Below are 2,423 nucleotides of genomic sequence, written 5' to 3' on the forward strand. Positions count from 1 at the left end.
TCGCCAACTATCTCGAGACCGGCTTCACGCCCGATTTCGATTCCGTTGGCGGCGCCATGGTCGATGTGCAGAAAAACATGGCGCAGCTGACGGCCGACGACCGCGCCGCGATCGCCGCCTATCTCAAAGCCGTCCCGCCGCATCCCAACGGCTATCCGGCGCGCAAGCCGGCGAGTTGACCTTTCACCCGCATCTTACGGGTGGCGGTCGCCCAGGAAATCGAAGCCGTTTTCGAAGAAGTGATTGTAGTTGCAGGTGAGTTCCTCGCCCGGTGCGATGTCGCGCAGCGCGTAAGTCTCCTCGGGCGAGGAGACGTCGCAGTTCGGATCGTCGTCGTGGTTCATGTAGCGCGCGTCGTCGGCTTCGAACACGATGTAGCTCGGGTCGTGCCGGTCCGGATAGGAATAGCGGTCGAGATAGGATTTCACCGGTCCCGTCTGGCTCTCATAGGTGTCGACGGGAATGCGCCGGTCGAACCGCGGGTCGAGCTTCCAGATCAGCGTTCCCTTCGGGATGCGATGCCTGGCGAAGACGCCGATGCCCTGGATGGACGATTTGTCGAGATAGGTGTCGACGAGCAGCATGACGAACCTTGTTGCATGGAGATTGGCCGGCCCGAACGTGGCATCAAAATGACCGCGCCCGAGATGACCGTGCATTGCCTAACGCGCGGTCTTGCGGATTGCGAGCGGAAAATCAGGCCTTGCCGGTCACTTTCAGGGCATAGGCATAGATGTAGGCGATCTCCTCCAGCCGCGAGAAGCGGCCCGATGCGCCGGCATGACCGGACTCCATGTTGATCTTGAACAGGACCGGGTTGCCGCCTGCCTTGCGCTCCCGCAGCCTTGCCACCCATTTCGCCGGCTCCCAATAGGTGACGCGTGGATCGGTGAGGCCCGCCAGCGCCAGGATCGGCGGGTAGTCGAGCGCCGCCACATTGTCATAGGGCGAATAGGCCGCGATCGTCTCGTAGTCGTCGGCGGACGCGATCGGATTGCCCCATTCCGGCCACTCCGGCGGCGTCAGCGGCAGGCTGGCGTCGAGCATGGTGGTAAGCACGTCGACGAAAGGCACCTCGGCGACGATGCCGCCGAAATCCTCCGGCGCCATGTTGGCGATCGCCCCCATCAGCATGCCGCCGGCCGAGCCGCCCTGCGCCACGATGCGGTCGTGCCTTGTGTAGCGCTCGGCGACGAGATGGCGGGCGCAGGCGATGAAGTCGGTGAAGGTGTTCATCTTCCTTGCCCGCTTGCCGTCCTCGTACCAGCCGTAGCCCTTGTCCTTGCCGCCGCGCACATGCGCGATGGCATAGACGAAGCCGCGGTCGACCAGCGACAGGCAGTTGGTGTTGAAGGCGGAAGGAACGGTGATGCCGTAGGAGCCGTAGCCGTAGAGCAGGCAGGGCGCGGAACCGTCGAGCCGCGTCTCGCGATGGTAGAGCAGCGAGATCGGCACCAGCTCGCCATCGGCGGCCGGCGCCATCAGCCGGCGCGTGACATAGTGCTCGGGATCGTGGCCTGAGGGCACTTCCTGCGTTTTCAAGAGCACGCGCTCGCGGCTGCGCATATTGTAGTCGAACACCTGCGCCGGCGTCGTCATCGACGAATAGGTAAAGCGCATCGTCTCCGTGTCGTATTCGTAGGAGCCGGAGAGACCGAGCGAGAACGCTTCCTCGTCGAAGGAGATGAAATGCTCCTCGCCGCTGGCGCGTTCGCGCACGACGATGCGCGGCAGTCCGTCCTTGCGCTCGAGCCGGACCATGTAATGCTTGAAGCCGAGCACCGACAGGATCAGCCGCCCGTGCTCATGCGGCACCAGTTCCTGCCAGTTGGCGCGCACCGGGTTGGCGACCGGAGCGGTCATGATCTTGAAGTCCTTGGCGCCATCGGCATTGGTGAGGATGAAGAAGATGTCGCCGCCTTCTTCCAGGTCGTATTGCAGTCCCGTCTCGCGCACCGCCACCAACTTCGGCTCGGCCGATGGATCATTGGCGGGCAGCAGGCGGTATTCCGAAGTCTCATGGTCGTTGATGCCGATCATGATCCAGTCATTGGCGCGCGTGCCGCTGACATCCATGAAGAAGCCCGGATCGGTTTCCTCATAGATCAGCCGGTCGTTCTCGGGCCTGTCGCCGAGCGCGTGGAAGAACACTTTCGACGGGCGATGATTGTCGTCGAGACGGGTGTAGAAGAAGCCGTCGTCGCCGGCGTCCCAGACCCCGCCGCCGCCCGTGTCCGGAATCTGGTCGGCAAGGTCCTTGCCGCTCGTGAGATCGCGCACGCGCAGCGTGAAGAACTCCGAGCCCTTGTCGTCGAAGGCCCACAGGAGTTGCCTGTGGTCGCCCGAATGGTCGACGCCGCCGAGCCTGAAATAAGCCTTGCCCTCGGCCTCCTTATCGCCGTCGAGCAGGATCTCCTCGGCGC

General features: G+C 63.6%; 2 protein-coding genes and 1 pseudogene. 1 reads left to right on the forward strand and 2 read right to left on the reverse strand.

The features are described 5' to 3' along the window. A pseudogene (locus tag EOD07_RS38760) lies at positions 1-179 on the forward strand (cytochrome C); the annotation flags it as partial. Between the two features lie 15 nt (positions 180-194). On the opposite strand, the gene EOD07_RS30835 reads toward EOD07_RS38760, so the two are convergent. After that, positions 195-584, reverse strand: a complete 390-nt coding sequence (locus tag EOD07_RS30835; RefSeq protein ID WP_041002221.1) for an SET domain-containing protein-lysine N-methyltransferase — start codon at positions 582-584, stop codon at positions 195-197. Between the two features lie 112 nt (positions 585-696). Next, a partial coding sequence (locus EOD07_RS30840) for a S9 family peptidase (protein ID WP_164772711.1) occupies positions 697-2,423 on the reverse strand: 1,727 nt, incomplete at its 5' end.

The sequence above is a fragment of the Mesorhizobium sp. M2C.T.Ca.TU.002.02.1.1 genome (assembly GCF_003997225.1).